Origin of the sequence: Spirulina sp. CS-785/01 (assembly GCF_028330525.1) — a bacterium.
Lineage (GTDB): Bacteria > Cyanobacteriota > Cyanobacteriia > Cyanobacteriales > Spirulinaceae > JAQMSD01.
Window position 1 is genome coordinate 1 of the sequence record NZ_JAQMSD010000308.1, and the last position, 6,376, is coordinate 6,376.

A 6,376-nucleotide genomic window follows, 5' to 3' on the forward strand; every position below is an offset into this window, starting at 1 on the left:
GATAGGGGAGATAGGGGAGATGGGAGAGATAGGGGAGATAGGGGAGATAGGGGAGATGGGAGAGATAGGGGAGATAGGGGAGATAGGGGAGATGGGGAGTAACAACTGGTGACTGGTGACAGATATCACATTTTTAGTCGAAATCAATCACTTATAAGGCCTGATAATCCTCACAATCAATCTCTCTAAAGATCACTATTTCGTAACTGCTAATATCACGCCGACTCCTCAAGATTTTCTTCACAATATAAAGTAGAGAATAGTGAAGTCCATGTTTGTCCTATGTTATTTCGCCATGAAAATACCCTTAACCCTCCCTCGAAGGGACAAATGGTTTCTTTAGATAATCCTCATTATCAGAGGGAATGTCCGGTCGAAGAAGAATTAAAAGAAAAAGAACTGAAAAAACTTAGACGGGATTTAGAGCGAGAAAAAAATAAGCGAAAATATTTTGAATCACAGTATAAAAATTTATTTGACCGTTCCCTTGTAGGTTCATTCAAAATAACTGAACAAGGTAACTATATAGAGGTCAATGGGGCATTAACCAATCTCTACGGTTATAATTCACCAAAAACTTTTTTAAATATAGTAAAACATCACCCTGAAAAACTTTATAGCAACCTTCAACAATATAAAAAATTTATTGAGATACTCAAAGAGCAAGGAGAAATTACTGAATTTCCCTTACAAGTTTATCGACAAGATGGTAATCAAATTTGGGTCTCTCAAACTGCTTTTGCAGTTAAAGATGAAGAAAACAACTTGATTTATTATGAGGGGTTTGTAGTTGCAAAAAATGAAAGTGATGCTCTGGCATCACCCCCTGAAACTGCCCATCAAAATATTGAAAATATTGATTTAGAAAAAGAGCAATTAAAAGAACAACTCAAACAAGCTCAAGAGCAACTTTTAAAACAAGAAAAGTTATCCAGTTTAGGTCAATTAGTGGCGGGAGTTGCCCACGAGATCAATAACCCCGTGAATTTTGTTTGTGGGAATTTAATCCCAGCTAATCAATATTCAGAAGATTTAATCCATTTAATTCAACTTTATCAAAAACATTTTCCTGATCCCCCGGAAGAAATTGTTGAAGAAGCTGAAGAAATTGATTTAGAATTCTTAATTGAGGACTTCCCCCAAATTTTAAATTCTATGCAGATGGGGACAGAGCGCATTAGTAAAATTGTTCAATCTCTGAAACACTTTTCCCGTCTCGAAGATCAGCATTTGAGTCCTGTTAATATACAACAGGGGATTGAGTCCACCTTAATGATCTTGCGGCCTCGTCTGAAAGCTAAAGGGACTTATCCTGGGGTAGAAGTGATTAAAGATTATGACGGGTTGAAAGATCGAATTATTGGGTTTGGGGGATTACTCAACCAAGTCTTTATGAATTTGATCGGCAATGCCATTGATGCAGTTGAAGAAAAATTCCGTACTTCTAAAGAAGATGATGAACCCTCCAACGTGCCTGGGAAACCTACCCTTTGGATCACTACTACCCAAGAGGGAGATTGGGCCACGGTTTCTATCCGAGATAATGGAAAAGGGATAGCGGAGGAAGTGCGCGATCGCATCTTCGACTCCTTCTTCACCACCAAACCCACCGGAAAAGGGACAGGGTTAGGACTCTCCATCAGTCACGAAATCATCGTCACCAAACATCACGGCACACTCGACTGTCACACCACCCCCTCCCAAGGGACAGAATTTATCATGAAAATTCCCCTGATTCATCCGGAAGCCTAACCCTTGCCTCAGAAAACAAAACTGTTGAGAGGAAAAAAGCCCAATTATTGACTTTAGGAAAAGAAAAAAAGCGCGATTCCCAAGAGGGATCGCGCTTGTCATTTACCTTCAGGAATACGGCACAAGGCACAGGACTCAAAATCGAGACAACCGCCATATACCGCCCCTCTCCGAGGATAACCTCATGGGAATTCCTGACTCGTTACAAAACTTTTCCGCTTGAGCCGATGTCAAACTCAACAATTGTTTCTAAAATGATTTACATTCCAACTAGGCAGTAATACACTAATCACTGCCTAGGTGTAACTATTAAGTTGGTATCGTGAGGAGTCTATAAACCCGTGAAAACCCCTATTTTGTTTGATAAAACCCTATCTTCTGCCTTCCTATTCGCCACATTAACCATCCTAGCCAACGCCCTATCCGCCGTAGCTAGTCCCCAAGACATCGCCCAAAACGCGAACGCTGAACTCGGAACAGCAGAGAAAAACAGCCTCAGTTCCCTGAGTACCTCAGCAAGCCTCAAAACAAACTCCAACCTACTTAATCCCCAAAACGTCCAAAACATCAACCAACAAAACACCCAGACTCTCGAAGACATTCTCCAAGAGAACCCGGCCTCGCAAACCTTAAACCAACCCCAAATCGCCCTAGAGGACGACCAAGCCCCCATGGGGCAAGTCAACAACGTCTTTCAACTGCGAGACGTAAGCCCCGATGCCTGGGCCTATGAAGCCCTCAGCACCCTCATTGAGCGATATAACTGTATAGCCGGATATCCCGACGGAACATTTCGCGGCAACCGGGCCCTCTCCCGCTACGAATTCGCCGCCGGACTCAACGCCTGTCTCCAGCAAATGGAGCGCATCCTAGCCGACGCAACCGCCGACCTCGCCACCCGCGAAGACCTAGAAATTCTCCGTCGTCTCCTAGAAGAATTTGAAGTTGAACTCGCCAACCTCGGCACACGAGTCGATAACCTCGAAGCCCGCACCACCTTCATGGAAGACAACCAGTTTTCCACCACCACCAAACTCTTTGGACAAGCGATCGTCGGGGTACAAGGCCGCAGTAGCGACAACGAATTCTTTATCAACAACAACCGCTTCGTTGATAAAGACACCGAAATTGGGCTAACTTACAACAGCCAATTAAGTTTCTTCACCCAATTCAGCCCCCGCAGCTTACTCTTAACCAGCTTTCAAGTCGGAGATGGCTCAACCATCACAGCCGGAGGTGGCGGGCGACCCTCCACCCGTCCCCTATTTAACTATGTTGGTTTAGCCTATGAAGGAGACAGCGAAGATCAACTGAGCTTAACCGACCTTAACTATCGTCATCTCATCGGCAACAACTTCGCCGTTATGGTTGGGCCCCGTGGGATAGCCCCCGTTAACGTCTTCCGGGGTGCAAACCGCATTGAAAGCGCAGGCAGTGGGCCACTCTCCCGCTTTGCCCAACGTAACCCCATCATTAACATTGGCCGTGGCAGTGGCGGTGCTGGCTTTGACTGGCAAATTAGCCCCGCCTTCAGTTTCCAAGGAGTTTACGCCGCAGGTCTTCCGGCTGATGCAACAAATGGAGGGATATTCGGTGGTGAGAACGGCACAACCACCTTCGGCGGACAATTGGTGATCGCGCCCAACCCTGACATTGACATCGCCCTCCAATACATCAACTCCTACAATCCCTTCGGTTTCTTATCAACCGGAATCGGGGACGACCAACTAATTATCGGGAATACCAATCCCTTGGACTTCCGCGCCCCCATGACTACCAACGCCTTTGGACTCAGTGCAGAATGGCGGGTAAGCCAAAACTTCACCTTTGGTGGTTGGGCAGGCTTTACCACCTCCGACTATAAGGCAGGGTCAGGTAGTGTGGAAACATGGAACTGGATGAGTTACCTCAACTTCCCCGATTTAGGTGGAGAAGGCAACCTCGCCGGACTCTACTTCGGGCAACCCCCCCGCATTACCGACAGTGACTTACCCACCGGACGAAACATTCCCAGCTTCATTACTCAAGGAAACTTTAATGCCCCTCCAGGGGGACAACCGGACACCACCTATCACCTAGAAGGGTTTTATCGGATTCAACTCACCGATAACATTAGTCTGACTCCCGGTGTAGTTTTCTTGTTTAACCCCTTACACAACAGCAACAACGACACCATCACCATTGGTGCGCTGCGAACCACCTTCACGTTCTAAAATTCCACCGATAGACTCGGTAGAATCAGCAGAGACGTTCAGCCAGCCTAGCTTGAACGTCTCTTTATTATGACAATGAACAATGTGTTGTTTGTGGTTTGTGGAATAGGGAACAGGGAATCGGGAATCGGGAATAATATATATATTTTTGTTTTCCCCATCTCCCCCATCTCCCCACCACTTGTTTCAACCCACCCAACGAATTTTGGGAACATTTATCCCCCACAGGGGGTCAGTGCAGCCAAGAAATGCCCAAACTCCCCAATCTCTAAAAAAGATTTTCGAGAATTGGGAACACAAGGAGAAAGGGAACGTCAAAACCAGTAACAGGCGAAAAACTCAGACTTACACAGTTTTACCCTTACATCCCTTTTGATTATCCTGCCTGTTACTTCTAACGCCATCGGGCATCATCTGGACAGTTTTAGTTTTTAGTTATTCCCTGCTTGCACAAAAAGACTCAATTAGAGGAGTTTGAACATGATTTCCAAACGTATTCGTAACACAGCACTTTTCTTAGGACTCGCTGGAGGTTTAGCACTCGCCGCTTCTCCTGCTGCGGAAGCACAAATCCAAGTCACAGGCGGTCAACTCGAAGGGGATGCAGCCTTCTTCGTTCCAGGTGGTGCTAGTGAAGGCGATGACATCACCCTGTTTGACCTGCGGGTTAACGGTTTGACCATTGTCAGTCCCAACGGCACACTGACCAACCCGGCCTTTGTTCCTACTGCCACAGGTGGATTTAAAGATGCTGATAGCAATGGTGCAGTCAGCAGTGGTGATACCGGATTAATCAGAGGTAATTTATCGGGTATTGGTTTTACTGAACAAGGACAGCTTGTACCCTTCTCCCAAGTCGATACAATCTTGGGTTACAACGTCAATAATTTCAGTGCCAACCAAACCCTTGAGGGAACTCGTCTGAACTTTGACGGCATTCCTCAACTGTTCTTACCCGTAAACCTCACTGAAGACTCTTTGCTGGAAAATCAAATCAGTGCTGGGGCAATGGAGGTTGGTAGCTTGGAAGCTGGCCTCGAAACGGGCTTGATTGATCTTCCTTCTAACATTCAATTCCAAGGAAGCTCTGGTGGCGGTTTAGTTACTCCTCCCGAATTCGCCTTCCAACAAAAAATCAAATTTGAATTCAAAGGCGAAGATGCTGCATTTGCTGATACCTCTGGTAGCAGCAGCGACAGCACCAGTGACAGCACGACTGCTAGCAATAGCACCAGTACCACTGACAGCACCAGTGACAGCACTAGCACCAGTGAACGTGAACAAGACTTAGACTTCCGCAATGAAACCGATGGTGAACGGGATATGCGCTTCATCGGTGAAGTGAATGAGTTTGAAGTGGAAACCGTTGGTGGTGAAACCTTCTCCTTTGAATTGAACGGTGAAAATGGTGTATTAGACTTTGCTCTCACTGATGGTGAAAAAGTTGGTGATATCACAGCAACTAATAATGATATTGACACCAGTGCAGGTCAAACCGTTGACTACGAAATTAAAGGTCAAGCAAGCGGGGTTCTTAGCTACGGAAGCGACCAAGGTGCAGCCTTTGCAGGTAGCAACCTCGACGGTGATCAGTCGGTTGCATTCGAGTTTGAGCAAGACGACAATAAACTTGAAGGTCAAATGCGCGGGAATATTAACTTCCTGTTAGCGGCGGGGGCAGAAGATTTAGATTCTGCTTTCGATAACTTCGAGATCACCGATGCGGCCTCTGCTCAAGAAGCGGTTACGTTCATTAACAACACGAACACAGTCAGTGTAAACAGCAATACTACTGAAACCGAAGGCTCTGACTTTAAGCTCGATGTCACCAACATCACCATCGGTGGCTTTACCCTTGCTCTCCTGGATGGTGCAGATTTTGAACTGGACTTCGGTGAAATTGACTTTGATGCTGACCCAGAGGCAGACACCAGTGATCCTGACGTTCGGACTCGCAAGTTAGCACGAATCTTCGTTGAAGAAATCAAGTTCTCTGGCAGTATTTCGAGCATCTTTGTGGACTCCACTTCCTTCTCCCTGTTAGAAGCTCCTATCTTCACGGTTTCCGTTCCTTCCTCTAACGTGAGCTTTGTCTCCGGTCGGGTTAGCGGTCGTGATGTGCTGGTTGCTTCTTTACCGGGTCGTCGCGTCGGCTGGGTCAAAAATGGTCCCGGAAGCCGTATGTTCCCCGGTTTAGTCGGTCTGCAAGAAGTTTCTGAAGAAGAGGCCGAAGAACTCTATAGCCAAATGGAGACTGACGAAGAATCCATGGAGGAAACTGAGGAAGAGTCCGTCGTTGATGAAACTGAAGAAGAGTCTGTTGATGAAGCCGATGATGACGGCGAAGATATGGACGACGATGATGATGACGATGATGACGATGATGACGATGACGATGATGACGATGATGA

General features: G+C 46.3%; 3 protein-coding genes. All 3 read left to right on the forward strand.

The annotated features are described in order from the left end of the window. Positions 1–330: 330 nt before the first annotated feature. Positions 331–1,752, forward strand: coding sequence for a PAS domain-containing sensor histidine kinase (locus PN462_RS20235; protein WP_272130647.1), 1,422 nt, complete (start codon positions 331–333; stop codon positions 1,750–1,752). A 341-nt stretch (positions 1,753–2,093) separates the two neighbouring features. After that, the gene (locus tag PN462_RS20240; RefSeq protein WP_272130648.1) at positions 2,094–3,965 is read left to right on the forward strand and encodes an iron uptake porin; all 1,872 of its coding nucleotides are present in this window, start codon (positions 2,094–2,096) and stop codon (positions 3,963–3,965) included. A gap of 480 nt (positions 3,966–4,445) precedes the next feature. Continuing rightward, positions 4,446–6,376 (forward strand): hypothetical protein (locus PN462_RS20245; protein ID WP_272130649.1); only part of this gene is annotated, 1,931 nt, incomplete at its 3' end.